Source organism: Pseudonocardia phyllosphaerae (assembly GCF_046546475.1).
GTDB lineage: Bacteria > Actinomycetota > Actinomycetes > Mycobacteriales > Pseudonocardiaceae > Pseudonocardia > Pseudonocardia phyllosphaerae.
In genome coordinates, this window is record NZ_JBKGXS010000008.1 from 261,698 (window position 1) to 288,551 (window position 26,854).

Below are 26,854 nucleotides of genomic sequence, written 5' to 3' on the forward strand. Positions count from 1 at the left end.
TGTGCGCTTGACCGCCCGGGAGCGGCCGGGTAACGCCCGGGACGGCGGCGGCGATCCACTGACGACGACCGTTCCGCTCCCCGCGCTCCACACGGTCGTCGACCGAGGTGGAGGTACACGATGGACCGCTCGCGCACGCGCCTGGTCGCACTGGTCGCCCCGCTGGCGATCGCCGCCGCGCTGGCCGCCGCCGCGGTGCTCGGCCAGGACACGGTCCCCTCGCGACGGCTGCCGTCGCCGGAGTTCCCGAACCTGACGACCGGCCTCACCACGCCGAAGCTGACCCCGGTCACGACCACGGTCCTCCCCACCCCGCCCGGCAGCGCCTCCCCGGCCGCGACGGGTTCCGCGCCGAACCCGCTGCCGCTCCCCACCTGGACCGGCGCCTCCCGCTGACCGCGGTTGCCCCGCCGGTGATCGGCGGCGAGGATCGCTCGGCCGTGCACCGCCTGCGAAGGAGCCGACCGTGACCGGAACCGATGACGTCTGGACCACCCCGCTGACACCGCTCGCCTTCCTGGGCCGGTCCGCGGGCGTGTTCGGCGACAAGACGGCGATCGTCCACGGCGACCGCAGGCACACCTACGCCGAGTTCGCCGCCGAGGCGACCCGGGTGGCGCACGCGCTGCGCGCGTCCGGTGTGGAGCCCGGGGACCGGGTGGCCTACCTGCTGCCCAACGTCCCGGAGATGCTCGTCGCGCACTTCGCGGTGCCGCTGGCCGGGGCGGTCCTGGTCGCGATCAACACGCGGCTGTCCACCGAGGAGGTCCGCTACATCCTCGACCACTCCGCCGCGACGGTGCTGGTCGTCGACAACGCGTTGTACGACACCGTCCGCCCGGTCGCCGGCGAGCTGCGCACGGTGCGCGAGATCGTGACGGTCACCGACCCGGCCGCGCCGGGCGACGGCGTCGGCTCCGGCACGAGCTACGCCGACCTGCTCGCCCTCGGCTCCGACGAGCCGCTGCCGTGGGCCGTCGACGACGAGCGCGCCACCATCTCGATCAACTACACGTCCGGGACGACCGGCAGCCCCAAGGGCGTCGAGTACCACCACCGGGGCGCGTACCTGAACTCCTTCGGCGAGATCGTGCACTCCACGCACACCCCGGACAGCGTCTACCTGTGGACGCTGCCGATGTTCCACTGCAACGGCTGGTGCACCCCGTGGGCGGTCACCGCGATCGGAGGCACGCACGTCTGCCTGCGCGAGGTCCGCGGCGACGTCATCTGGGCGCTGATCTCCGAGCACGGCGTCACCCACCTCAACGGGGCGCCGACCGTCGTCACGACGATCATGAACGCGCCGGAGGCGGTCGAGCTCGACCGCCCGCTGGTGATCACCACGGCCGGGGCGCCGCCGTCGCCGACCACGATCCTGCAGATGGAGCGGATGGGCTTCCGGATCGTGCACGTCTACGGCCTCACCGAGACCTACGGCCCGTACTCGGTGAACCAGTACCAGCACGCCTGGGACGACCTCGACGCCGAGGAGCGCGCCCGGCTGCAGTCCCGCCAGGGCGTCGGGATGATCTGCGCGGACCGGGTCCGGGTGGTCGACGAGCAGATGGCCGACGTGCCCGCCGACGGCACGACGATGGGCGAGATCGTCATGCGCGGCAACAACGTCATGAAGGGCTACCACCTCGACGACGAGAAGACCGCCGAGGCGTTCCGTGGCGGCTGGTTCCACTCCGGCGACCTCGGCGTCGTCCATCCGGACGGCTACGTCGAGCTGCGCGACCGGGCCAAGGACGTCGTCATCTCCGGCGGGGAGAACATCTCCACCGTCGAGGTCGAGCAGGCGCTGGTGTCGCACGACGCGGTGCTGGAGGCGGCCGTCGTCGGGATCCCGGACGACAAGTGGGGCGAGGTCTGCAAGGCCTTCGCCGTGCTCAAGGACGGCCGCAGCGCCGAGCCGGACGAGCTGATCGAGCACGTGAAGTCGCGCATCGCCCGCTACAAGGCACCGAAGCTGGTGGAGATCGTCGCCGAGCTGCCGAAGACCTCCACGGGCAAGGTGCAGAAGTTCGAGCTGCGCGAGAAGGAGTGGGCCGGGCGCGGCGACTCCCGGATCCAGGGCTGAGACTCCCGGGTCCGGGGCTGAGACTCCCGGGTCCGGGGCTGATACTCCCGGGTCCGGGGCTGATACTCCCGGGTCCGGGGCCTGGGGGCTCCCGCGTCCCGGCCCGGGCAGCCGCTGCGAGGATGGGCGGATGGACCGCCGATCCCCCGCCACCCGATGACCGGGCTCGCCCCGGCCGTCCGCCGCGTCCTCGACTGGCCGGTCGACCACGTCGCCGCCTCGGTCGTCTCCGCCGACGGCGCCGTCCTCGCCCACGCCGGCGACACCGGCCGGGAGTTCGGGCTCGCCTCGGTGACCAAGTTGCTGTCGGCCTACGCCGTGCTCGTCGCCGTCGAGGAGGGCGCGCTGGACTGGGACGACCCGGCCGGGCCGCCCGGGTCGACCGTGCGGCACCTGATCGCGCACACCTCCGGGCTGGCGTTCGACACCGACGAGGTCAAGGCCGCCCCCGGCGAGCGCCGCATCTACTCCAACACCGGGTTCGCGGTGCTCGCCGACACCGTCGCCGAGGCCACCGGGATCGGGTTCGCCGACTACCTGCACCAGGCCGTCGCCGAGCCGCTCGGGCTGCCCGGCACCCGGCTCGAGGGCCCGGCCGGCTCCGGTGCGGTCTCCACCGCGAACGACCTCGCCGTGTTCGCCGCCGAGCTGCAGGCCCCGACGCTGCTCGACCCGCGCACCGTCGCCGAGGCGACGACCGTGGCCTACCCCGGGCTCGACGGCCTGCTCCCCGGCTACGGCCGTCAGCGCCCGAACGACTGGGGGCTGGGCCTGGAGATCCGCGACGGCAAGTCCCCGCACTGGACCGGGACGACGTCGTCGTCGCGCACGTTCGGGCACTTCGGCCAGTCCGGCACGTTCCTGTGGGTGGACCCCGAGGTGCGCGCGGCCGCCGTCGTGCTCACCGACCGGGCGTTCGGGCAGTGGGCGGTCGACTCCTGGACACCGTGGACCGACGGGGTGCTGGACGCCCTGCGCGGCTGACCTGCGACGACGGCACCTGCCGAAAAATCTCCGGACCTCGCGGGCGAACGGGGAATGAACTCCGCACCCCGCCCGTTGCAGAGAAGGTCCGAGCCGGGTGACACGAGTCCCCGGGCCGCAATGGATAACTGCCGCCGCGGAATACCGTCCGGCTGGAGCCGCGGTGTGCCACTCGCCGCGAGGCGACCGGCACCCGGTTCGGGCACCCACTCATCCAGGCCGAAGCCGTCCCTGAGCTAATCCGGTTGTCCGCCCGTGCGAGCGCGGTCACCATGGTCGTCGTCCGCGGTCCCGCGGGCGACCAGGCAGACTGAACGAACGATGTCCTCCGAATCCGCCCCGTCTCCGACGAATCCGGGAGAGCGCCCCGAGCAGGGCGCCGGCCACCCGGATCGGCCCCGCCGCCGGCGCGGCCGCCGCACCGGGTCCAGGAACACCGAGCAGCGGAGCACCGCGCCACGCGACGGCGCGGCACCGCAGGACCGCACGCAGGACACCGATCCATCCACAGACCAGGCCGCAGCGCAGGCCGCCCCCGGGACGGAGGGCGCCGCGCGCGGCCGCCCGGCCCGCGGGCAGGAGCGCCGCACCTCGCAGCGCCGCCGCGGGCCGCGGGGCCGGCGCGCTGCCGTCACGGCGGCCGGCCCCGACCAGCACGGTGGTCGCGGCCCCGACCGCGACCACCCACCCGCGTCCGAGCCGCCGCTCCCCGCGCTGTCCGACGACGAGCTCGCCGACCTGCACACCCGCCTCGACGACCTCGGCCCCGCCGAGGCCGAGCGGCTGCGCGGGCGCCTCGACCGGGCCCGGGACGGACGCGCCCAGCAGCGCGTCGCCGACGCCGTCGGCACCGCCGAGCACCGGATCGCGCGCCGCCGTGAGGCGTTGCCGCACATCAGCTACCCCGCCGTGCTGCCGGTATCGGCGCGCCGCGAGGAGATCGCCGACGCGATCCGGGACAACCAGGTCGTCGTCGTCGCGGGTGAGACCGGGTCGGGCAAGACCACCCAGCTGCCGAAGATCTGCCTGGAGCTGGGCCGCGGGGTACGCGGGATGATCGGGCACACCCAGCCGCGCCGGCTCGCCGCCCGCACCGTCGCCGCGCGGATCGCCGAGGAGATGGACGTCGAGGTCGGCGGCGCCGTCGGCTGGAAGGTCCGCTTCACCGACCAGATCGGCGACTCGACCCTGGTCAAGCTGATGACCGACGGGATCTTGCTGGCCGAGCTCGCCGGCGACAAGGACCTGCTCGCCTACGACACCCTGATCATCGACGAGGCGCACGAGCGCAGCCTGAACATCGACTTCATCCTCGGGTACCTGACCCGGCTGCTCCCCCGCCGCCCGGATCTCAAGGTCATCATCACCTCGGCGACGATCGACCCCGAGCGGTTCGCCGAGCACTTCGCCCACCGCACCGCGGGCGGCGAGCTCGAGCCCGCCCCGATCGTCGAGGTCTCCGGGCGCACCTACCCCGTCGAGATCCGGTACCGGCCCGTCGTCGACCCCGACGACCCGGACGCCGATCCCGACCGCCGCCTGGACGACGCGATCGGCGACGCCGTCGTCGAGCTGCAGCGCGAGGGCCCCGGCGACGTGCTCGTCTTCCTTCCCGGCGAGCGCGAGATCCGCGAGGCCGCGGACGCGCTGGCCGAGCGGAACCTGCCGAACACCGAGATCCTCCCTCTCTACGCCCGGCTCTCGACGGCCGAGCAGCAGCGGGTCTGGCAGCCGCACGCCGGCAACCGCGTGGTGCTCGCGACCAACGTCGCCGAGACCTCGCTGACCGTGCCCGGGATCCGCTACGTCGTCGACACCGGCACCGCACGAGTCTCCCGCTACTCGCGGCGGCTCAAGGTGCAGCGGCTGCCGATCGAGAAGATCTCCCAGGCCTCGGCGAACCAGCGCGCCGGGCGCTGCGGGCGCACCAGCGACGGCATCGCGATCCGGCTCTACGCCGAGGACGACTTCGACGCACGCCCCGAGTTCACCGACCCGGAGATCCTGCGCACCAACCTGGCCTCGGTCGTGCTGCAGATGATCGCGCTGGACCTGGGCGAGATCTCGGAGTTCCCGTTCGTCGAGCCGCCGGACAAGCGGTCGGTCACCGACGGTCTCGACCTGCTGCACGAGCTCGGCGCGCTGCGCCCGGACCGCCGCTCGCTGACCGCGGTCGGACAGTCGCTGGCGCGGCTGCCGGTGGACCCGCGGCTGGGCCGGATGCTCGTCGAGGCGCACCGCAACGGCTGCCTGCGGGAGGTCCTCGTGATCGCCGCCGCACTGTCGGTGCAGGATCCGCGCGAGCGGCCCACCGAGCAGCGTCAGGCCGCCGACGACAAACACCGCCGCTTCGGTGTCGACGGCTCGGACTTCCTGGCCTACCTGCGCCTCTGGGACCACGTCGAAGAGCGCAAGGACGCGCTGTCCGGCAGCAAGTTCCGCCGCGAGCTGCGCGAGGACTTCCTGCACTACCTGCGGATCCGCGAGTGGTGGGACCTGCACGGGCAGCTGCGGCAGGCCGCGCGGTCGTCGGGAATGGACCTGAACGAGAAGAACCCGGACTGGGCGTCCCACGCCGACCGGATCCACCAGTCGGTCCTGTCCGGGCTGCTCTCCCAGGTCGGCATGCAGGAGGTCGTCGAGACCCGCAAGGGCGCTCCCGCGGCCAAGGACAAGAAGGAGCGGCGCGGGCCGAAGGAGTACCTCGGTGCCCGCGGTGCGAAGTTCGCGATCTGGCCCGGTTCGGCGCTGGCGAAGAAGCCGCCGCGCTGGGTGATGGCCGCCGAGCTCGTCGAGACCAGCCGGCTGTGGGCGCGCACCGTCGCCCCGGTGCAGCCCGAGTGGATCGAGCCGCTCGCGGCACATCTCGTCAAGAAGACCTATTCGGAACCGCGCTGGTCACGCAAGCGGGCGAGCGCGGTCGCGACCGAGCGCGTCACGCTGCACGGGCTGCCGCTGGTCGCCGACCGGACCGTCGCCTACGGCCGCATCGACCCCGAGGTGAGCCGCGATCTGTTCCTGCGGCACGCGCTCGTCGAGGGCGACTGGGACACCCGCCACCCGTTCTTCCACGCCAACCGCGAGCTGCTCGACGACGCCGAGGAGCTCGAGCACCGCGCGCGGCGGCGCGACCTGGTCGTCGACGAGGACACACTCTTCGAGTTCTACGACGAACGCGTCCCCGCCGACGTCGTGTCCGGCAAGCACTTCGACCGGTGGTGGAAGCAGGAGTCGCGCCGCGACCCCGACCTGCTCGACTTCACCGAGGAGATGCTCGCGACCGAGGCCGCGAAGCAGATCGACCGTGAGCACTACCCCGACCACGTCGACGCCGGCGGGCTGACGCTGCCGCTGTCGTATGCGTTCGAACCGGGTGCCCAGGACGACGGCGTGACCGTCGACGTCCCGGTCGCCGCATTGCACCAGGTCGACCCGACGCCGTTCACCTGGCAGGTCCCCGGCCTGCGCGAGGAGCTGGTGACGGCACTGATCCGCACCCTGCCACGCAACCTGCGCCGCAACTTCTCGCCCGCCCCGGACCACGCGAAGGCGGTGCTGGCCCGGCTGCGGGCGGAAACCCCGCGGAGCGCAGGCGGAGCGGGCATCGATACCCCGCGGAGCGCAGGCGGAGCGGGCATCGATACCGATCGGCCGCTGCTCGACGGGCTGGAGCGTGAGCTCGGCCGGATGCGCAACGTCGAGATCCGCCGCGAGGACTGGGAGCTGGAGCGGCTGCCCGAGCACCTGACCGTCACGTTCCGGGTGCTCGACGAGGCCGGCACCGAGCTGGACCGCGACACCGACCTCGACCGCCTGCGCCACCGGCTCGCGCCGAAGGTGCGCGAGGAGCTGGCGTCGGCCGGGACCGAGGTGGAGGCGTCCGGGCTGACGTCGTGGACGATCGGCGACCTGCCGCGCGAGCTGCCGATCCGGCGCGGCGCGCACGTCGTCACCGGGTTTCCGGGGCTGCGCGACCGAGGCTCCACCGCCGACGTCCGGGTGTTCGCGACCCCCGCCGAGCGCGACCCGCAGCACCATCGCGGTGCGCGCCGGCTGCTGATGCTCGGCACCACCAACCCCGGCAAGCAGGTGCAGCGCGGGCTGGACAACCGGGCGCGGCTGGCGTTGTCGCGCAACCCGCACGGCTCGCTCGACGCGCTGCTGGAGGACTGCACCACCGCGGCGGCCGACCACCTGATGAACCGTGGCGGTGGCGACCCGTTCGACCGGGCACAGTTCGACCGGCTCGCCGAGCTGCTGAAGATGCGGCTGCCGTCGACGACGCTGCAGGTCCTCGACGCCGTCCGCGGCGTCCTGGAGGTGTGGCACCGGGTCGGTGCGAAGCTGGCCGACCTGAAGGGGCCCGCATCCCGCGACGGTGTCGCCGACGTCAAGGCGATCATGAACCGGCTGGTGGCACCCGGGTTCGTCACCGCGACCGGCGCCACCCGGCTCGGCGACCTGAAGCGCTACCTGCAGGGCCTGGAGATCCGGCTCGACAAGCTGCACGCCGATCCCGGCCGCGACGCCCGCTGGACCGCCGAGATCGCACCGGTCGAGGTCGAGTACCGCGGGCTGCTCGCTGCGCTGCCGGACGGTCTCGAGCCGTCGCCGCAGCTGCGCGAGATCGGTTGGATGATCGAGGAGCTGCGGGTCTCGCTGTACTCGCACCCGCTGAAGACCCGCTACCCGATCTCGGTGCAGCGCATCGAGAAGGCGATCGACGAGCTGCCACCGCCGGGCTGAGCGCCGGTTCCGTCGCGGCTTTCCTGTCGGTGGTCCGGGGCACACTTCGGCCATGACCTCCTCCACCGCCTCCACGGCGCAGCGCACCACCCCGATCGCGACGTTCTCGCTGTTCGCACTGGACTGCCCGGACGCGCTCGCCCTCGCCCGCTTCTACTCGCGGATCACCGGCTGGCCGGTCACCCCGCAGCGGCACGCCGACTGGGCCGAGCTCGACTCCGGCGGCGCCGGCGCGACCCTGGCGTTCCAGCAGATCGCCGAGGGCGACTTCGTCCCGCCCGAGTGGCCCGGGCAAGTCCGGCCGCAGCGCGGGCACCTCGACTTCGACGTCCCCGACCTCGATGCCGGCGAGGCCGCGGTGCTGGAGATCGGCGCCCGCAAGCACGACGTGCAGCCGGCCCCGGAGAACTTCCGGGTCTTCCTCGATCCGATCGGGCATCCGTTCTGCCTGGTGAAGGCATGATCGTCTACCCCGATATAGACAGTCTGCGTCGATATCGGGGTAGACGATGACTCCGCCCCGCGTTATCGTGAAGACAATCCGCCGGGAGGCACTCCGGCAGGGCGTGGGCTTCGTCCTTCAGCGCGAGGGCGCGAACCACACGCTCTACCTGCTGGGCGACGTGATGATCCCGATCCCTCGCCATCGGGACATCGGCGAACGGATGACCGAACAGATCTATCGCGAGTGTCAGATCGTGTTGGGGGAGGGCTGGTGGCGACGGTGACCTACCACGCGAATGCGACCAGGGACGGCCGATACTGGCTGATTCATGTGCCCGAGGTCGAGCGGTACACCCAGGCCCGGACCGTGGACGAGATCGAGTCGATGGCCCGCGACCTGGTGGTGATACTGACCGAACAGGACCCTGTCGAGGTCGAGGTCGAGGTCGCGATCGAGCTGCCCCACTCCGTGCGAACGAAGCTCGACCTCGTCGAGCAGGCTCGCGCCACCGAGCGCGCCGCACGGACGGACGCCGCGACCCAGCTCCGTTCCGCTGCCGTCGAGCTCAAGCGGACCGGCATGTCCGTACGTGAGCTCGGGAAGGTGCTCGGGATCTCGTACCAGCGGGCGGCCCAGCTCACGAGCCGGGCCCACGAGTCCGCCTCCTGACCGATAGCGGCCAGAGGCAGCGGCGGCGGCCCGGCGATGTGACGATCGGATGTGACGACGGCGTCGACGGCGAGGGAGCCGGCACATGACCGCACCGACCACCCCGTACACCGAGCTGGGCGAGTCGCTCGGCACCGACTTCTTCTCCGTCCGTGACCAGTTCACCGACGAGCAGTGGGAGCGGTTCACCGACACCCGCAAGTTCGTCGACCACGAGGTGCTCGGCGAGATCAACGAGTACTGGGAGCGGGCGGAGCTGCCCTGGCACCTGTTCCGCAGACTGCCGGAGCTGGGAATCGTCGGCGAGAACATCGAGGGCTACGGCGCCGCGGCGATGAGCCCGCTCGCGCTCGGCCTGGTGCACATGGAGCTGCACCGCGGCGACGGCTCGCTCGGCACGTTCCTCGGAGTGCACGCCGGGCTGGCCATGAAGTCGATCGCGATGTGCGGTTCGGAGGAACAGAAGCAGCGCTGGCTGCCGTCGATGTCGACGCTGGAGCGGACCGGGGCGTTCGCGCTCACCGAACCCGACCACGGCTCGGACTCGGTCGCCCTGGAGACCACCGCGACCCGCGACGGCGACGGCTGGCGGCTGAACGGCGCCAAGCGCTGGATCGGCAACGGCACGGTCGCCGACCTCGTCGTCGTCTGGGCGCGCGACACCGACTCCGGTGACGTGCTCGGCTTCGTCGTCGAGACCCCGGCCGAGGGCTACTCGGCGTCGGTGATTCCGGGGAAGGTGTCGCTGCGGGCGTTGTGGCAGGCCGACATCACCCTGGAGGACGTGTACGTCCCGGACGAGAACCGGCTGGTGAACGCCCGGACGTTCGCCGACTGCGCCGCCGTGCTCGCCACCACCCGCTCGACGTGCGCGTGGATGGCGCTCGGGCACGCCACCGCCGGCTACGACGCCGCGCTGCGCTACGCCAAGGAACGCACCCAGTTCGGCAAGCCGCTCGCGAGCTTCCAGATCGTGCAGGAACGCCTGGTGAAGATGCTTGCCGACCTGACCGGGATGCAGCTCTACTGCATGCAGATCGCCCGGCTCGCCGAGGCCGGGAAGCTGTCCCCGACCGTCGCCGGGCTGGCGAAGATGCACAACACCCGCACCGCCCGCTCGATCCTCTCCGAGGCACGGGACCTGCTGGGCGGCAACGGGATCCTGCTGGAGCACCACGTCGTGCGGCACTGGGCCGACATCGAGGCCATCCACACCTTCGAGGGGACGGAGACCATCCAGACGCTGATCGTGGGCCGGGACATCACCGGCATCGGCGCGTTCAGCTGAGCCGATCGCCCCGGCCGCGTGCCGGCGGCCGGGCGATCGGCTCGGGGCACGTCCGGCCCGCGGTACGAGCCGGGCGGGATCAGTGGGCCGAGCGTGCGGCCGGCGGCCGGGTCGCGTCGGACGGGCCGTCACGGCCCGGCTCGACGGGCAGCCCCGCAGCGGCCCAGGCGCGGAAGCCGCCGTCGAGGTCGGTGGCCCGGTGCAGGCCCAGGTCCTGCAGCGACGCCGCGGCCAGGCTGGAGCTGTAGCCCTCGGAGCAGAGCACGATCCAGCGCACGTCGTGGTCGACGGCCTCCGGGATCCGCGCGTCCGACGCCGGGTCGAGCCGCCACTCCAGGTGGTTGCGCTCGATCAGCAGCGCCCCCGGGATCGCCCCCTCCTCGACCCGCTGCCAGCCCGGCCGGGTGTCGACGAGGTACGCGCCGTCGGCGGCGAGCTCGGCCGCCCGCTGCGGGCCGGGGCGGTCGAGCCGCTCCCGGGCCGCGGCGAGCTTGTCGGCGACGGTGCGCCGCGGTGTCGCGCCCGGCGTCATCCGACGCCCTGACCCGGCTGGACGAGCTCGGTGCGGGTGCGCCGCAGCCGGTGGTGCCCGGTGGTTCCGGCGACGTCCTCGACGTCGTAGTAGGACATGGCCGACAGCGGCGGCGAGTACGCGTGCACGCTGACCGCGGCCTCGTCGGCGGTGTTCGCGACGTCGTGCACGTGGCCGAGCGGAAAACCGGCGCCGCGGCCGTGGCGCAGCGACCGGGTCCGCAGCCCGGACGGGCCGGACCAGCGGCGCTCGGTCAGCGTCCCGGACACCACGGTCAGCGCGCCGATGGAACCGGCGTGGTCGTGCAACTCGGCGATCTGCTCGGTGGCCCAGCTGATCAGCCAGACGTCGAGCAGGCCGTCGCTGCGCAGCAGCTTGTACCAGCGACGCTCGGGGTCGACGACGACCTCGTGCCGGCCGGCGCGGACCTCGGCGGCGATCTCGCGGGTCAGGTCGAGCAGGTCGTCGAGCCCGTACGGCGTCGGGGCGACGACCGGGCGGGCGGGGACGGGACGGGCACCGGTCAGGCGGGCAGGACGGGAGGCGCGGACGGGCGCGGACATGCGGGGACTCCAGGGAACAGCGAAGGGACCGAGCGGGAAGCGGAGGAACTCAGCTCGGGCGACAGCCCTGGTCGAAGTGGTCGGCACGACGAGTGCCCCAGAGGGGGCCGAGGGTCGCTGCCTGACTCACACCGACGATGTCACCACATGCCCGATGACGCATCAAGGAGACGTCCATCGCCCGGGACCCACGCACGCCTGTCCGGACAACAGGCTCGGCGGTGCGCGGCACCACTCAGCCGGTGGCGCCGCCGTCGGACATGCCGATCACGGTGTCGAGACCGGAGAGCACCAGCGCGCGCCGGGACTGGCTGCCCGCCGGGGCGACCAGGGTCAGCGCGAGCCCGGCCGCCCGCATCCGCCGGGCGATCTCGGACAGCAGTGCTATCCCGGCGCTGCTCACGAAGGTGTCCGCGCCGAGGTTCAGCGTGATCGGGACCCGGCGGTCGACGTGCTCCATCAGCTGCCGGCGGATCGCCGCGACCCCGCCCAGGTCCAGGTCCCCGAGCACGGAGAGCAGGACGCTGTCGGCGTCGGCGGAGATCCGCAGCCGGGTCGAGCGCTCGGCCTGCGGCTCGATCCCGGCGGCGACGGCGACCGTCGGATCGCGGTCGGAGCCCGCCTCGCCCGCCACGAACTCGACCGGCGGCGCGGCACCCGGCGTGCCGATCTCGACCGGGGTGGCGGGCAGCCGGAACCGGACCGTCGTCCCCGAGTCGCCCGGCTCGACGTGCACGTCCTCGGCCAGCTCCCGGATCAGCGCGAGACCACGGCCGCGGTAGCCGGGGTCCGGCGGCGGTGGGCGCCACCGGCCGCCGTCGGTCACGACGACCGACACCGCGCCGTCCGGGGTCAGCGCCAGCTCCAGGTCGACGCCTGCCGCGGAGTCGGTGTCCTCGGGCAGGTAGGCGTGCTCGATCGCGTTGGTGACGGCCTCGCCGACGGTGAGCTGCAGGTCGCTGGCCGCGTCCGGGCCCATGCCGCAGCTCGTGGTCCAGCTGGTGACGGCGCGGCGCAGCGCGTACAGCCGTTTCGGGTCGGCGCCGACCGACAGCCGCAACGGCGGCGGCATCAGCCGGGCCACGACGACGACGGTGTCGTCCGGGATCGCCAGGCCCTCCGACATCCGGTTCAGCAGTGTGTCGGCCATCTCGCGGGGCTGGGTCTCCCCCAGGTCGTCGAACGCGGCGGCCAGCCGGGCCAGGCCGTCGTCGATGACCTCGCCGCGCCGCTCGAACAGGCCGTCCGAGCACAGCAGGATCGTCTCGCCGGGTGCCATGTGCGCGGTCGCCTCGGAGAACGGCGGACGCCCCGAGATCCCCAGCGGCACACCACGTCCGCTGCTCAGCGTCCGGACGCCGTCGGCGCCGCACACCAGCGGCGGCGGGTGCCCCGCGCTGGCGTAGCGGATCTCGCCGGAGTCCAGGTCGATCGTCGCGATCGCGACCGTGGACGCCATCGCGCCGCGGACCCGTAGCGCGTACTGGTCGAGCTGCTCCAGCGCACCGGCCGGCGGCTGGCCGTTGACCAGGTTGGACGCGACGGCGCTGCGCAGCTGGCCCATCACCGCGGCCGCCGCGGGTCCGCGGCCGACGACGTCGCCGACGACGAGCGCAACGGTGCCGTCGGCGAGGTCCAGCACGTCGAACCAGTCGCCGCCGGCCTCGGTGCCCTGCGTGCCGGGGCGGTAGCGGGTGGCGATCGAGAGCCGGTCGAGCTCGGGCAGCTTCTGCGGCAGCAGGCTGCGCTGCAGGGTGACCGCGACCTCGTGCTCGGCCTGGTGCAGCTGGGCCCGCACGATCGCCTGCGCACACTGGTTGGCCAGGGTGAGCACGAACCGCTGCTGCTCCGGGGTGAAGTCCGGCTCCTGCGGGAAGCGGAACCCGAGGACGCCGATCGGCCGGGCCGCCACCATCAGCGGGACCGCGGTCTGCACCGGGTAGCGGCGCACCGCGTCGCTGCCCCGCTCACCGGCGTTCCACACCGGCTCGCCGGTGGACACCGCCCGCCGCAGCGGGTGGCTGCGCGCCGGGACGGTCATCGCCGGGCCGTCCTCGGGCCAGCCGGCCTCGCCGAGCAGCTGCAGGATGTTGTTGTCGTCCAGCACCAGCAGCGCGACGGCGTCGGCGCCGATCGAGCTCCGCCCGTGCTCGACGACGACCTCGGCCACCGACTCCAGGTCCGTGGCCCGCGCCAGCCCGGTCGCGACCGCACCGAGGTTCTCGGCGAGGCGGCGGGCCTCGGTCTCGGCGTCGAGCATGGAGGCGCGGTCCAGCGCCTGCGCCGCCAGCTCGGCGACGGCGACCGCGGCCTCCTTGTCGGCGTCGGACAGGCGGCGGGCGACCAGCATCGTCACCGACAGCACCCCGAGCACCCGGCCACCGGCGACCAGCGGCAGGTAGCCGATGGTCTGCGCGTGGTCCGGCGCGACACCGATCTGTGCCGGGTAGCGCGCCGCCCAGTCCGCGGCGTCGTGGAACCACAGCGGCTCACGCCCGTCGATGACGTCGCCGAAGGCCATCGCGGCGTCGACCGGGATGCGCCCGGCGCGCCGCCACAGCTCGGCGTCCCAGCCGTGCCCGGTGAGCGCCTCCAGCCACTGGCCGCGGATCTCCCACAGCCCGGCGTAGTCGGCGTCGAGCAGGTCCACGATGTGGTCGGCGGCGATCGCGGCGACCTCGCCGGGGGTGGCGGCGGCGGACATCTTCGCCGTCGCGCGGTGCAGCAGCCCGAGCCGCTGCGCGGAGGACCGCTCCTGCTCCAGCAGCCGTGCGTTGTCCACCGCCAGGCCCGCCCGGCGGCCGATCTCGGTGAGCAGCTCCAGATCGTCGGTGGTGAACGCCTCCTGCGGCTGGACGCGCACGGCGGTCAGGACCGCCGACGTCCGGCCGCGGGCGGGCAGCGGGACGATCATCGCCGACCGGATCCGGAGCCGCCCCCAGGCGCGGCGCTGCAGCGGCGGGAGCCGGGTGAGGAGCTGGTCGAGCCGGTCCGGCCCGATGATCTCCGGGGTCCCGTCCTGCTGGTCGAGGTCGACGAGCGGGCGCAGCCGCCACAGCGACGGCTCCAGCGCCGACCGCTCGGCGGCCACGGCCAGGGTCGCGCCGGGGGCCTCCGGGTCGGCGTCGTGCACGACGGCGATGTCGGCGAGCCGGTCGTCGACGACGGCCCGGGCCAGCTGGTCGGTGCGCCCGGTGCGGGTGATCTCGCGTTCGAGCTGGCTCGCGACCTCGGAGTAGAGCCGGTGGCGGCGCTGCTCACGGTGCCGTCCGTCGATGTCGAGGCAGCCGCCGACGTACCCGGCGGAACGCTCGCCGTCGTGTACCGGGGCGCCGCGGTCGAGCACCCAGCGGTGGTGCCCGGTGCGGTCGAGCAGCCGGTACTCGACCTCGAACGGCGCGTGCGCGCGGGCGGCGGCGAGGGTCACCGAGCGGTAGCGGTCGCGGTCGTCGGGGTGGATGCGACGCCGCCAGTCCAGGCCCAGCTCGCTGGACTGGTCCTCGACGCCGGTGAAGTCCAGCCAGCCCCGGTTGACGAACAGCCGGTGCCCGCCCGGGTCGTCGACCCAGATCAGCGCGGGCGTCGAGTCGGCCATGGCGCGGAACTGCAGCTCCGCGGCCCGGCGCACCCGGCCCAGCTGCAGGTGGTTCGCGACGCGGGCGAGCAGCTCGCGCGGGGAGAACGGGCGGACCAGGTAGTCGTCGGCGCCGGCAGCGAAGCCCTCGACGGCGGCCTCCTCCCCGGCCCGCGACGACAGCAGCACCACCGGCACCCCGACGGTGCGCGGGTCCGAGCGCAGTGCCCGCAGCAGCTCGATGCCGCCGCTGGCAGGCAGGGCCGCGTCGGCGACGACGAGGTCCGGCGGGTCCGCGCGGGCGGCCTCGATCGCGGCGGTGCCGTCGGCGACGGTCTGCACCGACCACTGCTCGGAGAGCAGGTCGCGCAGGTAGCCGCGCATCTCCCGGTCGTCGTCGACGACGAGCACCCGGTCCGACCGGCTCAGGTCCAGCCCGTCGACGACCGAGCTGTCGACCGAGCGCCCGCGGCCTGCGGCACGGGCCGCGGTGTCGTCGCGGCGCTCGCCCGCCTCGTCCTGGTCGGGCAGCCAGCGCAGCGCCTCGGCGACGTAGGGCGCGTAGAGGTGCGGCGAGGTACGCGCGTCGGTGCGGGAGCGGGCCAGCCGATCCTCGGGCAGGTGCGCGAACCCGAGCGGGATCCGGACGGTGAACTCGGTACCGCCTCCGCTGCGCGACCGGACGTCGATGGTGCCGGCGTGCAGCCGGACGAGCTGGCGGATCAGCGGCAGCCCGAGGCCGCTGCCCTCGCCGGTACGCCCGCGTGAGCTGCCAGGGCGGCGGTAGCGCTCGAAGACGTGGTCGATCTCGTCCTCGGGGATGCCGGTGCCGGTGTCGGCGACGGTCAGGACGATGTGCTCGCCCAGCTGCTCCAGCTCGACCGAGATCCCACCGGTGTGGGTGTACTTGACCGCGTTGCTGAGCAGGTTGAGGACGATCTTCTCCCAGGCGTCGCGGTCCACCCAGGCGGGCCGGGCGAGCGGCGGGCAGGAGACCTCCAGGGCCAGCCCGGCACGCTCGGTGACCGGGGCGAACGTGGCGGCGAGCTCGGCGGTCGTGGTGCCCAGCTCGGTGGCGGAGAACGTGCCGTCGTGCCGGCCGTTGCTCAGCGACGAGACGTCCCGCAGGCTGTCGACGAGCTTGAGGATGCGCTCGGCGTTGCGGCGCGCGAGGTCGACCTGGGTGCGGTCGTCGGCGCCGACGGACTCGGTCAGCCGGTCGAGCGGGCCGAGGACCAGCGTCAGCGGGTCGCGGATCTCGTCCCCGAGGCCGGCGTAGTACTCGGCGCGGGAGTGCGCGGCATCGTCGGCGACGTCGCGCCGGTCGCCCTCCCCCTCGCGGGAGATCGCGTCGGTGAGCACCGTCCCGATGTTCCCGACGACCAGGCGCAGGAACGCGCGCTGCGGCTCATCGAGCTGAAGCAGCGGAGCGGCCCCGACGGTGATCGCGACGGCGCGGGTCCCGTCGACGGTGTGGGCGACGGCGCGGGCCAGTTCGTCGGGACCGGATGTGGCGTCCCGCCCGGGACCGGCAGGCACGAACTCCACGGCCGACCCGACGCCGGGGCCGGGGTCCTCCGGCAGCCGGGCGTCGGGCACGTTCGCGGTCCGCACCGCGATCGGCGTCGAGGACGGCTGCCCCGGGAACGAGACCAGCGCGCACCCGATGTCGTCGTGGGCACGCTCGAGCACGTCGGTCAGCCGCTCGACCGCCACCTCGACGGTCGGGGCGTCCCGCAGGACCTCGCCGAGCTCGCCGAGCACCTCCATGCGGCGGGTGCCGACGACACCCTCGGTGACCTCCGAGGCGATCGTGACCAGCCCCAGCGCCTCGCTCGCGCCGGCCTCGCGCACCGGCGTGGTCGAGTAGGTCCACCAGGTCGCCTCGGGCCGCCCCCACCGACCCAGGACGATGCGGTCCGCGGAGCGGTAGATGCCCTCGTGATCACCGGAGAACAGCCGCGGCAGCTCCGGCCGGAGGTGCTCGACGATCTCCGGCCAGCCCTCCTCGGCCGGGCGCCCGAACGCCGCGGGATGCCGGTTGCCGGCGAGCTCGGCGAACGCGTCGTTGTAGAGCAGGACGAGCTCGGGACCCCACCACACGACCAGCGGCTGGCGGTTCGCCTCCATGAACCGGACGGTGTCGGCGAGCTTGCGCGACCAGCTCTCGGGCGGCCCCAGGGGCGTGGCGGACCAGTCGGTCGTCTCCAGCAGGGTGCGCGCGGAGACGGCGCCGTGTGCCGCCCGTTCGTCGGTACTACCCACCCTGCCGGCCACTCCCGTCGCGGATCCCTCGTCGTGCTCCGAGAATCCCACCATCGACCGGGTGGCCGCGCAGGCCGGGGCGGACCTCAGCCGCGGTCGCGATGGTCGTCGAGCCAGGTGCGCAGGTCGGCGAGCGGTTCCGCGCGGCCCGGCTCGTGGAAGATCTCGTGCCACATGTCGTCGTACCAGCGGACCGTGGTGTCGGCCGAGCCGCTGGCCTCGTCGAGCCTGCGGGTGCCCGAGGGGTCGGCGAGCCGGTCGGCGGTGCCGTGCTGGATCAGCAGCGGGATCCGCAGCTCGGCGGCCCGCTTCGGCAGCGTCGCCATCTCGGCGTAGATCGCCGCACCGAGGGCGAGTGTCGGCTTGCCGTGGTGGACCAGCGGATCGGCGCGGTAGTCGGCGACGACCAGCGGGTCGGAGCTGATCGCCGAATCGTCGATCCCGACCGGGCGCGCGGTCGGCAGGAACCGCGACACCAGCTGCAGCACCGGTACCAGTGGAGCCGGGACGGTGTCGCTGGCCAGCGCCGGCGCGGACAGGGCGAGTCCGGCCAGCTCGTCCTGGTGGCGCAGCGCGAACGCGAGTGCGATCTGTCCGCCGAGACTGTGCCCCAGCAGGAACACCGGCAGGCCGAGGTGCCGGGACGCGATCTCGCGGCGGAACGTCTCGAAGTCGGCCAGCAGGTCGTCGTAGCGGCGGGCGTGCACCCGGGTGCCGCCGGAGCGGCCGTGCCCGCGGTGGTCCAGGCCGTAGACCGCCCAGCCGTCGGGCACCAGGGTGTCGACGACGTCGCCGTAGCGCCCGGAGTGCTCGCCGATCCCGTGGCTGACCAGCAGCACACCGGTGGGCGTGCCGCCGGGCAGCCAGCCCTGCCAGTACAGCTCGACGTCGTCGACGCCGGTCAGCGTCCCGTCGACGTCGGGGGCGCGTACGCCCGGCGATGTCACGGCCGCGGCTCGCCGGTCAGGTCCTGCTCCACCTCGGTGCCCGCGACGACCTGCACCGATGCGGTCAGCTCCGCTCCCCCGGTCTCGGCGACGAGCCGGTACCAGCCCGGGTCGAGGTCGGTGACGCGGAACGTGCCGTCGGAGCCGGTACGGGCGGCGGCGACCGCCTCACCGTCCTGCTCGAGCGCGACCGGGAGATCGGCGACGGTGTCCCCCGAGCTCGTCCGGACGGTGCCGTGGACGGCCGCGGCACGGCGCAGCGTGAGCGTCGTGGACGCGGTCGCGTCGCCGACGACGACCGCCGACACCCCGGGCCGGTGCCCGGTCAGCGTCGCGACGACGACGTACTGCCCGGTGCCCGGCGCGGAGATCCGGGCGACGCCGTCGGTGCCGGTGGTGGCGGAGCCGAGCTCCGCACCGGCGCGGTCACGGACGCTGACGGCGGCGCCGGTGAGGACGTCGCCGTCCTGGCCGGTCACGTGGACCTCGATGTCCTGCGGCGACGTCGGCCGCTCCAGGCGCGGGTCGGGGGTGTCGGGCCGGATGACGCTCATGACGACCGTCTCGTCCGGGTCCGGCAGCGACGGGCGCGCCGGCGGCGGGGTGCCCAGCCCGGACAGCGGGCCGCGGGGGCCCTGCGGTCCGGTCCCGGCCGGTGCCGCATTCCGGCCGGCGGGGCCGCCGGTGCCGTACGCGGTCTCCTCCTCGGCCGGTGCCCCCGCGGGCTGCGCCGGGGCGGAGCTCCGGGCGGGCGCCGTGCCCGGTGCCGGAGCGCTGCTCCGGGCCGGGGTGGCCGGTGCCGGGGTGCTGCTCTGCTGCCCGGTACTGCTCTGCTGCGGGGTACTGCTCTGCTGCGGGGTACTGCTCTGCTGCGGGGTGCTCGGTGCGGGGGTGGGTCCGCCGGTGGCCGACCGGGCCGACCGCAGCACCCGCGGTGCCGGGCGCGGCGCGGGCTCGTCGGAGACGAGGTCCGGGTCGTCGGTGACCTCCTCGTCGGCGCCGGGCGCACGACGGGTGGCGGCGCCCTCCGACGACGACGCGTCGCGGGTGCTCCGGGAGACGGCGTAGCCGGTGAGACCGGCGGCGCCTGCGGCGAGGCCGACACCGGCGGCGGTGCGGGCACCGGACCGGCCGGAGCGCTCCCCGTCGCCGCCGTCGTCGTCGGGACGGTCGTCGGTGTCGGTGGAACGGGACCGGTCGACCGGGGTGGCCGGCCGGGTGCCGGGCACGCCGCGGCCGGCGTGGTCCGACGACGTCGCCTGCTCCGGGACGCGCCAGGACTGGCCGGCGATGCGGTCGCGGGCCTCGCGGTACTCGCGCTCGGTGTCCGGGGACGCGGTTGTCCGGGACGAGGCGCGGTCGGAGGGGACGGCCGTGACCCGCTTGACCAGGTCCGGGTCGACCGGGCTGCGGGAGTCGCCGCGGGCCGGGGCCGACGGCCGGTCGGCGTCCGCGGCGGCGTCCGGGTCCTCGGTGCGCGGCTCGGTCGCCGAACCGCCGGTGGCCGGGGCGTCCGCGCTCGTCACGTCGGTGCCGGTCGTGCCCGTGCTGGTGGCCCCGGACGTACCGGCGGCATCCGGCTCCCCGGTCACGGCCGTGCCGGTGTCCCCACCGGACGCGGACTCCGCCGAGGGACCCGTGGCCGCCGAGCTGGTCGTATCGGCTGTGGCCCGGCCTGCGGAGGTCGTGTCGGTGGCGGTCGCATCGGTGGCGGTGTCGGCGCTGTCGCCGGACCCGGCCTCGTCACGGGTGGCGGTGTCACGCGCGGCGGTGGAGTCGGGCGAGCTCTCGTCCGTCCCGCGCCGGCTCGTCGCCGCGACGGCACCGGCTCCCGCGACCGCCGCCGCTCCGGCGGCGATCCCGGCTCCGGATGTCCCGGGTGTGGCGGTCGACGACGTGGTGTCCGACGACGTGTCACCGGACGACGTGGTGCCGGCAGCCGAGGTGGCCCCCTCGGGCCGCTCGGTCGCGGGCGTTCCCGCCGCCGAGCCGGAAGTCGCGGTCGTGCCGGAGCCGTCGGCAGCGGCGGACGAACCGGAGCCCGCCGGCGTCGCCTCGGAGCCCGTCGTGTCGGGGCCAGTCGTGTCGGGGCCAGGCGCCTCGGAACCGGGCGCGTCCGTGGCGGCCGCGTCCGTGGCGCTCGCGTCCGTGCCGGTCGCGTGCGTAGCGGTCGCCTCCGTACCGGTCGCGTCCGAGGCAGCCCCGTCCGAGACAGAGCCGCCCGAGAGAGAGCCGCCCGAGACGGCGGCCTCGTCCGAGGCAGAGCCGCCCGAGACGGCCTCGTCCGAGGCGACTGCCCCGGAGACGGCCGAGTCGGCCGGCGAGGCCGGGTGCGGCGCGGGACGGCGCTCCACCGGCTCCACCGGCTTACCGTCCTTGAACCCGCGCGACCACGGCGGTCCGACGGGCCCGGCGCTCACGTCCGGCGTGACCCGCGGGCCGGAACGCGTGGGCGCGGGGGTGGCCGCGTCGTCGTCCGGGGTGTCGTCGGGGGCGTCGGTGATGTCCGGCGCCGACGACTGGGTCGACCCGATCGCGTACGCGCGGTCGGGTTCCGTACCGGATCCGGAGGTGTCCTCGGCCGAGGGCGCCTGCGTGGCGGCGTCCGGCTCGGCGGGACCGTCCTGCGGCCGGGCCTCGTCCGACTGCCCGCGCGCACGGTTGTCGACGAGGTCGGCGACGGTGCGCCGCTCCTCGTCCTCCGGGGCCGGGGTCGTCTTCTTCCGCCCCTTCAACCACCGCAGGAGCGTCGCGATACCGACGGCCACCAGCACCACCACCAACAGCCCGATCAGGGCCCACGTCGACATCTGGAAGATCCTCCTGCCGGAACGTCACGACGGGGCCGGCGGCGACGACACGATCCGGCTCCGGAACGATTCGGAACGCGACAGGCGTCCCTCCGGCGACGGGTGACACGGTCGGCGCATCCGGCGACGCACGGTAGCACCGATCAGCCCCTGACCGGGGGCGATCGCGTGAACCAGCGTGTCGATGCCGTTGCCGCCCAGGACGTGCGTTCCCGGGCCCGTCCCACCGCGGCGACCGGGCGGGCCGGACGGGCCGGACGCGCCCGGATCGGCGAGGATCACCCCATGACCCGCGACCCGGTGGACCCCGAGCTCGCCGAGATCGCCGACGCCTACGGCGTCGCGACCTCCTACCTGGACGGCACCCGGACCGAGGTCCCGATCGACGCCTCGGTGGTGCGCACCGTGCTGTCGCTGCTCGACGTCGACGTCTCCAGCCCGGAGGCGGTCACCGCGGCGCTGGCGACGGCCCGCGACCGCGCGCAGCTGCCACCGACGATCGGGATGCGCGACGACCGGGCCCGCCCGGTCCCCGGCCGCGGCACCCTGGTCGCCACCGACGGCGACACCGACGGCAGCACGATCGAGATCGACGGCGAGCTCCCGGCCGGGCTGGCACCGGGCCGCTACGCACTGGAGCTCGACACCGGCCGCGCGCACGTCGTCGTCGCCCCGGCCCGGCTGCCCGACCCGCCCCGCACCTGGGGCTGGATGCTGCAGCTCTACGCCCTGCACTCGCAGCGGTCCTGGGGCATCGGCGACCTCGGCGACCTCACCGACCTGATCCGCGGCGGGCACGGCGCCGGTGCGGTGCTGCTCAACCCGCTGCACGCGGTCACTCCCGTGCCCCCGGTGCAGCCCTCGCCGTACACGCCGTCGTCGCGCCGGTACGCGACCCCGCTGGCGCTGCGGATCACCGACCTGCCCGCCTACTGCGACGCCGACGACGCCACCCGTGCCGAGGTCGACGCGCTGCGCCCGGAGACCACCGGCGACCGGATCGCGCACGACCGCGTCTGGGCCGCGAAGCGGTCCGCGCTGGAGCTGTTGTGGCACAGCGCGGGGCGCCCCGATACGCGGACCGACGACACCGGGGCCGACGACCCGGACCTCGTCCGCTTCGCCACGTTCTGCGCGCTCGCCGAGCGCTACGGCGGCCGCTGGTCGCGCTGGCCGGCCGACCTGCAGCGCCCGGACGGCGCCGGTGTCGCCGACGCGCAGCGGGAGCTGGCACCGCGGATCGAGTTCCACGCCTGGGTGCAGCGCCAGGCCGAGGCGCAGCTGGCCGCGGTCCGGGCCGCCGCCCGGGACGCCGGGATGCCGGTCGGCGTCATCCACGACCTGGCCGTGGGCTGCGACCCCGAGGGCGCCGACGCGTGGATGCTGCAGGACGTGCTCGCGCTCGGCGCGACCGTCGGCGCCCCGCCGGATGCGTTCAACCAGCGCGGCCAGACCTGGGGCCTGCCGCCGTGGCGCCCGGACCGCCTGGCCGACACCGGCTACGCCGCGTTCGGCGAGATGGTGCGCGCGCTGCTGCAGCACGCGGACGGGCTGCGGATCGACCACGTCATGGGGCTGTGGCGGCTGTGGTGGGTGCCGACCGGGGAGACCGCCGACCGCGGCACCTACGTCCACTACGACGCCGACGCGATGCTGGCCGTCCTGCTGCTGGAGGCGCACCGGGCGGGCGCGCTGGTCGTCGGCGAAGACCTGGGCACGGTCATCCCGCGGATCCGCGAGGACATGGCCGAGCGGAACCTGCTCGGCTCGACGGTGCTGTGGTTCTCCCGCGACCCGGACCCGGTGACCGGTGGCGACGACGGCCCGCTGCGTCCGCCGCGCCGCTGGCCGGAGCGGTCGGTCGCGACGATCTCCACCCACGACCTGCCGACCGCACCCGGGTTCCTGGCCGGTGAGCAGGTGCGGATCCGCGCCGAGCTGGGCCTGCTCGACGACCCGGACCGTGAGGCGGCGAAGTCCGCCGCGGAGCGCGACGAGCTGCTGGCGCTGCTGGCGTCGGAGGGGCTGATCGACTCCCCGGACGAGGAGGACGAGGCCACCATCGTCGTCGCGCTGCACGCGCTGCTGGGCTCCGCACCGTCGCGGCTGGTCCTGGCCTCGCTCTACGACGTGCTCGGCGAGGTCCGGCAGCCGAACCTGCCCGGCACCGTCGACGAGTACCCGAACTGGCGGATACCGCTGCCGGTCGGCCTGGAGGACGCGCTCGCCGACGACCGGGTACGCAGGGTCGCCGAGGCCCTGTCGCGCGGACGGACCGGCACCGAACCCGACGCGTGAGCCGTGTCCCGGTTTGGCAGTATCCGTCCGGATGACCGCACCGCACAGCGAGACCGGGCCCCGCGGTGGCGCCGGAGCCCACGGTGGTCCCGCCCCGGACGGAGTGACCGCGAGCACCGCCGGGGACGCCGTCGACCCGGCGGCGGTGGACCTGGTCCGTGCCGACGGCACCGCGGGCGCGCTCTGGCAGGCATGGACGACCGGCAACCGGCTGGCCGCGCTGCCCGAACTGCTGCGTCCGCGGACCCTCGCCGAGGGCTTCGCCGCGCAGCGCAGGCTCTCCGAGCGGGCCGGCCCGTCCTACGGGTGGAAGCTGGCGGCGACCGCTCCGGCCGGGCAGGCACACATCGGTGTCGACGCCCCGCTGCCCGGCCCGCTGTTCGAGGTCTTCCGGCACACCCCCGGTGACGTCGTCCCGTCCGACGGCCTGCACATGGCCGTCGCCGAGGCCGAGTTCGCGTTCCGGATGGGCGCCACGCCGGCCCCGGACGCCGGACCCGACGAGCTGCGCGCCGCGGTCGCCGCGGTGCACTGCGCGGTCGAGCTGCCCGAGTCCCGCTTCGACGACTTCGCCGCCGCCGGGGCACCGTCGCTGCTGGCCGACGCGGCCTGCGCCGGCCGGTTCGTGCTCGGCCCGGAGATCGACGGCGGCACCGGCCTCGATCTCTCCGCGACGCCCACGACGCTCTCCGTGGACGGCGGGACCGTGACCGGGAGCGGCGCCGCCGTGCTCGGCGACCCGTGGGCCGCCCTGTCCTGGCTGGTCGCGGCCCTGCCGGAGTACGGCCTGGCGCTGGAGGCGGGCGCGGTCGTCACGACCGGGACGACGACCACCCCGGTGCCGGTCACCGCAGGCGCGCGGGTCCGGGCGACGTTCGGCGCCGACGGCGCCCTGGGGACGGTCGAGTTCTCGCTGGCGTGAGCCGGACCCGGCCGGATCCCTACCGGACGACCTGCAGTGCCCCGGCCGCGCAGCGCACCCGCACCGTGCTGCCGGCGGCGACGTCGTCGATCTCGCCGTCGACCTGCACCGGCATCGGGTCGATCGCGGTGAACCGGAACTCCGCGGTCGCGGGCTGCGGCCCGAGCCCGCGCAGCGCCGCCCGCACCGCGATCGCCAGCTGCTTCCACTTCGGGCGGTGTTCGAGCAGGACGACCTCGAAGCGCCCGTCGTCGGGGCGAGCCCCCTCGGCGAGCTCGGCGTACTTCGCCATCTCGCCGATGTTGGCGCACACCAGATTGTCGATCCGGCGGCGCTGCCCGTCGGCGAACTCGATGTCGAACGGGGTGAACCGCCAGAACGCCCGCAAGGTCGTCCAGACCTCGCGCAGCGTGCCCTTGCCGCCGTTCTCGATCTGGAGTGCGACGACCGGGGTCAGCCCGAAACCGACGTAGGAGTGCGCGTAGCGGGGCTCGGCGTCGCCCAGGACCAGCTCGAGCAGGTCGATCGGTTCGGTGCGGCCGTCGAGGATCGCCTCGGTCAGCGGGCGACGGGAGACGACGCGGTCGTGGTCGTTGGCGTTGCCTGCAGCGAGCACCGCGGCAGCGGCTCCGGTCCCCGGCACGTCCATGATCCCGTTGACGACCTCGTTGTAGCCGCCGTCGCCGCTGGCCGACACCACGAGCGGACGCCCCGTCCCCCGTGCCGCCTCGCGGGCGATCTCGCGGGCGTGCCCGGCGTGCTCGGTGGGACGCAGGGTCACGGGGAGCTCCGGCCGGGCGGCGGCGAGCTCGTCACGCAGCCGTCCTGCCCGCGGACCCGCGTCACCGGTGCTTCCCGGGTTGAACACCACGAGCACGGAGTCGATCGGTTCGGCCACGGACACACGGTAGTCGGTCCGGACGCCCGGGACTTCCGGGACGCCGCCCCCGAACGGCACGAACGTCGTGATCCCGGATGGCACCATGTCCGGATGGAGTCGACCCGCGTGGACCGCTGGCTGTGGTCGGTGCGCCTGGCGAAGACGCGCGCCGAGGCCGCGACCGCCTGCCGCGGCGGGCACGTGCGGATCAACGACCGTCCCGCGAAGCCGGCCGCGCCGGTGCGGGTGGGCGACACGGTCCGGGTCCGGGTGCACGAGAAGAACCGGATCGTCGAGGTCGCCCGGATCATCGAGAAACGCGTGGGCGCACCGGTCGCACAGGAGTGCTACGTCGACCACACCCCGCCCGAGCCGGCGACACCGCAGCCGGTCTTCGCGCGCCGCGAGCGCGGCGCAGGCCGTCCGACCAAACGGGACCGGCGCGTCCTCGACCAGCTCGGTCTGTCCCGGCGGAGCCGCTGACCCCCCACCTGTGAGGATGGGGGCATGTACGACGCCCTCATGCGCCACGTGCTGCGGCACGTCCCGTCCGAGCCCGCACACCGGATGGGGTTCGGCCTGGTCCGCGCGCTGGGTGGCGCCCCCGGTATCGGCCCGCGCGTCGCCGGCCGGTTCGCCCCGGCGGACCCGGTACTGCGGACGACGGCGCTGGGCCTGGCCTTCCCGAGCCCGCTCGGTCTCGCGGCCGGTTTCGACAAGGACGCCGAGGGGGTCCTCGCGCTCGGACGCCTCGGGTTCGGCGCCGTCGAGATCGGCACGGTGACGGGCCGTCCGCAGCCGGGCAACCCGAAGCCGCGGCTGTTCCGCCTGGTCGACGACCGGGCGCTGGTGAACCGCATGGGCTTCAACAACTCCGGCGCGGCGGCCGCAGCTCCGCGCCTCGCCGCGCTGCGCGCCGTGCCGGAGCCGGGGATGCCCCTGCTCGGGGTGAACATCGGCAAGAGCAAGGCCGTCCCCGCCGACCAGGCCGCCGACGACTACCGGGCGAGCGCCGCCGCGCTCGGCGCCTACGCCGACTACGTCGTGGTCAACGTCAGCTCCCCGAACACCCCGGGGCTGCGGGACCTGCAGCAGGTCGACGTCCTCGAGCCGCTGCTCGGTGCGGTGCGCGACGAGCTGGACCGGGTCTCGGTGGACCGCCGCGTCCCGCTGCTGGTGAAGATCACCGTGGATCTCGCCGACGACGACGTCGACGCCGTCGCCGGGCTCGCCCGCCGGATGGGTCTGGACGGCGTGGTCGCCACCAACACCACCGTCGCCCGCGACGGCCTGCGCACCTCCGGCGACGTCGTGGAGGCCGCCGGCGCCGGGGGCCTGTCCGGCCGCCCTCTCGTGGAGCGGTCCCGGGCCGTGCTGTCCCGGCTGCGTTCCCGCCTCGACGACGAGCAGGTCGTCATCTCCGTGGGCGGGATCGAGGACGCCACGGAGGCCTATCGCCGGATCCGCGCCGGTGCCGCGCTCGTGCAGGCCTACACCGGATTCGTCTACGGCGGGCTGCTCTGGCCGGCGCGGGTGAACCGGGAGCTCGCCGAGCTCCTGCGCGCCGACGGCTTCACCACCGCCGACGACGCCGTCGGCGCCGATCTCTGAGTTCACGTCCCGCCCGGGCCGCGGTTCCGTCCCGCCGGCCCGGATGGGAACCGAACTGCTCCAGAAATGCGAAAGAGCCCCGGACCGAAGTCCGGGGCTCTCCCAAAGTTGAATGTCGGCGGCGACCTACTCTCCCACACCCTGACGAGTGCAGTACCATCGGCGCAGGAAGGCTTAGCTACCGGGTTCGGAATGGGACCGGGCGTTCCCCTACCGCTATGACCACCGACAACA

The 26,854-nt window shown here is 74.4% G+C and carries 18 protein-coding genes and 1 rRNA gene; 12 read left to right on the forward strand and 7 right to left on the reverse strand.

Translation table 11 applies throughout. The features are described 5' to 3' along the window. Positions 1-120: 120 nt before the first annotated feature. The 8 genes from ACLE50_RS17875 to ACLE50_RS17910 all read left to right on the forward strand — a co-directional run bounded on the left by ACLE50_RS17875 (position 121) and on the right by ACLE50_RS17910 (position 10,218). Positions 121-396 carry a hypothetical protein gene (locus ACLE50_RS17875; RefSeq protein ID WP_410944706.1) on the forward strand — a complete coding sequence of 92 codons (276 nt, stop codon included), beginning with the start codon at positions 121-123 and terminating at the stop codon, positions 394-396. 70 nt (positions 397-466) lie between these two features. Then, positions 467-2,086, forward strand: a complete 1,620-nt coding sequence (locus ACLE50_RS17880) for a long-chain-fatty-acid--CoA ligase (protein WP_410944707.1) — start codon at positions 467-469, stop codon at positions 2,084-2,086. A 156-nt stretch (positions 2,087-2,242) separates the two neighbouring features. Beyond that, positions 2,243-3,070, forward strand: coding sequence for a serine hydrolase domain-containing protein (locus ACLE50_RS17885; RefSeq protein WP_410944708.1), 828 nt, complete (start codon positions 2,243-2,245; stop codon positions 3,068-3,070). 321 nt (positions 3,071-3,391) lie between these two features. Beyond that, positions 3,392-7,816: an ATP-dependent RNA helicase HrpA gene (gene hrpA, locus ACLE50_RS17890; protein ID WP_410944709.1), complete on the forward strand. Its 4,425-nt coding sequence runs from the start codon at positions 3,392-3,394 to the stop codon at positions 7,814-7,816. A gap of 52 nt (positions 7,817-7,868) precedes the next feature. Continuing rightward, a complete protein-coding gene (locus ACLE50_RS17895; RefSeq protein WP_410944710.1) occupies positions 7,869-8,279 on the forward strand; it encodes a VOC family protein in 411 nt (136 codons plus the stop codon). 46 nt (positions 8,280-8,325) lie between these two features. Beyond that, positions 8,326-8,544 (forward strand): hypothetical protein, encoded by a 219-nt coding sequence (locus ACLE50_RS17900; RefSeq protein WP_410944711.1) that lies wholly within the window; start codon positions 8,326-8,328, stop codon positions 8,542-8,544. Further along, complete coding sequence (locus tag ACLE50_RS17905) at positions 8,532-8,930, forward strand: hypothetical protein (RefSeq protein ID WP_410944712.1); 399 nt, start codon at positions 8,532-8,534, stop codon at positions 8,928-8,930. The genes ACLE50_RS17900 and ACLE50_RS17905 overlap by 13 nt, the downstream gene beginning before the upstream one ends. Before the next feature lie 85 nt (positions 8,931-9,015). Continuing rightward, positions 9,016-10,218 carry an acyl-CoA dehydrogenase family protein gene (locus tag ACLE50_RS17910; protein WP_410944713.1) on the forward strand — a complete coding sequence of 401 codons (1,203 nt, stop codon included), beginning with the start codon at positions 9,016-9,018 and terminating at the stop codon, positions 10,216-10,218. Between the two features lie 79 nt (positions 10,219-10,297). On the opposite strand, the gene ACLE50_RS17915 is transcribed toward ACLE50_RS17910, so the two are convergent. The 5 genes from ACLE50_RS17915 to ACLE50_RS17935 all read right to left on the reverse strand — a co-directional run bounded on the left by ACLE50_RS17915 (position 10,298) and on the right by ACLE50_RS17935 (position 20,909). Further along, positions 10,298-10,750, reverse strand: a complete 453-nt coding sequence (locus ACLE50_RS17915; protein WP_410944714.1) for a rhodanese-like domain-containing protein — start codon at positions 10,748-10,750, stop codon at positions 10,298-10,300. Beyond that, positions 10,747-11,313 carry a cysteine dioxygenase gene (locus ACLE50_RS17920; RefSeq protein WP_410944715.1) on the reverse strand — a complete coding sequence of 189 codons (567 nt, stop codon included), beginning with the start codon at positions 11,311-11,313 and terminating at the stop codon, positions 10,747-10,749. The genes ACLE50_RS17915 and ACLE50_RS17920 overlap by 4 nt, the downstream gene beginning before the upstream one ends. Before the next feature lie 235 nt (positions 11,314-11,548). Further along, positions 11,549-17,152 (reverse strand): SpoIIE family protein phosphatase, encoded by a 5,604-nt coding sequence (locus ACLE50_RS17925; RefSeq protein WP_410944716.1) that lies wholly within the window; start codon positions 17,150-17,152, stop codon positions 11,549-11,551. Between the two features lie 86 nt (positions 17,153-17,238). Further along, complete coding sequence (locus tag ACLE50_RS17930; protein ID WP_410944717.1) at positions 17,239-18,099, reverse strand: alpha/beta hydrolase; 861 nt, start codon at positions 18,097-18,099, stop codon at positions 17,239-17,241. Beyond that, entirely contained in the window at positions 18,096-20,909 is a 2,814-nt protein-coding gene (locus ACLE50_RS17935) for a carboxypeptidase regulatory-like domain-containing protein (RefSeq protein WP_410944718.1), read from the reverse strand. Before ACLE50_RS17935 ends, ACLE50_RS17930 begins: the two co-directional genes overlap by 4 nt. A gap of 285 nt (positions 20,910-21,194) precedes the next feature. Between ACLE50_RS17935 and malQ the strand changes: the two genes are divergently transcribed. Continuing rightward, positions 21,195-23,207, forward strand: a complete 2,013-nt coding sequence (gene malQ, locus ACLE50_RS17940) for a 4-alpha-glucanotransferase (RefSeq protein WP_410944719.1) — start codon at positions 21,195-21,197, stop codon at positions 23,205-23,207. A gap of 31 nt (positions 23,208-23,238) precedes the next feature. After that, entirely contained in the window at positions 23,239-24,129 is an 891-nt protein-coding gene (locus tag ACLE50_RS17945) for a 2-keto-4-pentenoate hydratase (RefSeq protein WP_410944720.1), read from the forward strand. A 19-nt stretch (positions 24,130-24,148) separates the two neighbouring features. On the opposite strand, the gene ACLE50_RS17950 is transcribed toward ACLE50_RS17945, so the two are convergent. Next, on the reverse strand, positions 24,149-25,027 hold the full coding sequence (locus ACLE50_RS17950) for a diacylglycerol/lipid kinase family protein (RefSeq protein ID WP_410944721.1): 879 nt from the start codon (positions 25,025-25,027) through the stop codon (positions 24,149-24,151). A gap of 93 nt (positions 25,028-25,120) precedes the next feature. Here ACLE50_RS17950 and ACLE50_RS17955 point away from each other — a divergent pair, with 93 nt between their 5' ends. Both ACLE50_RS17955 and ACLE50_RS17960 read left to right on the forward strand, forming a co-directional pair. Further along, positions 25,121-25,492 (forward strand): RNA-binding S4 domain-containing protein, encoded by a 372-nt coding sequence (locus ACLE50_RS17955; RefSeq protein ID WP_410944722.1) that lies wholly within the window; start codon positions 25,121-25,123, stop codon positions 25,490-25,492. 24 nt (positions 25,493-25,516) lie between these two features. Continuing rightward, a complete protein-coding gene (locus tag ACLE50_RS17960) occupies positions 25,517-26,620 on the forward strand; it encodes a quinone-dependent dihydroorotate dehydrogenase (protein ID WP_410944723.1) in 1,104 nt (367 codons plus the stop codon). Between the two features lie 113 nt (positions 26,621-26,733). Here the strand turns inward: ACLE50_RS17960 and rrf are convergent. After that, positions 26,734-26,850: ribosomal RNA gene (rrf, locus tag ACLE50_RS17965) — 5S ribosomal RNA — on the reverse strand. Between the last annotated feature and the right edge of the window lie 4 nt (positions 26,851-26,854).